Annotated in this window: 1 pseudogene; it reads left to right on the top strand. The window is 68.4% G+C overall.

What is annotated here, in order from left to right:
* Positions 1-553: pseudogene (locus FUT87_RS28195) on the top strand (efflux RND transporter permease subunit); the annotation flags it as partial.

Here is a 553-nt window from a genome sequence, read left to right as displayed (position 1 = left end):
GGAATACCCCGAGGTCGTGCCGCCCCAGGTCGTGGTCCGCGCGCAGTACCCCGGCGCCAACCCCAAGGTCATCGCCGAAGCCGTGGCCACGCCGCTCGAGGAATCGATCAACGGCGTCGAAGGCATGCTCTACATGGGCAGCCAGGCCACCACCGACGGCCTCATGACGCTGACCGTGACCTTCAAGCTGGGCACCGACCCGGACAAGGCGCAGCAGCTGGTGCAGAACCGCGTCTCGCAGGCCGAGCCGCGCCTGCCCGAGGAAGTCCGCCGGCTCGGTCTGACCACGGTCAAGAGCAGCCCCGACCTGACCATGGTCGTGCACCTGCTCTCGCCCAACGACCGCTACGACATGACCTACCTGCGCAACTACGCGGTGCTCAACGTCAAGGACCGCCTGGCGCGGATCCAGGGCGTGGGGCAGGTGCAGCTGTTCGGCTCGGGCGACTACTCGATGCGCATCTGGCTGGAACCCGCAGAAGGTCGCCGAGCATGGCCTGTCGGCCAGCGACGTGGTCCAGGCGATCCGTGAGCAGAACGTGCAGGCCGCGGC

The sequence above is a fragment of the Mitsuaria sp. TWR114 genome, from assembly GCF_007997345.1.
Note: the sequence above shows the minus strand (reverse complement) of the source record. Positions and strands in the feature narration are given on the sequence as shown.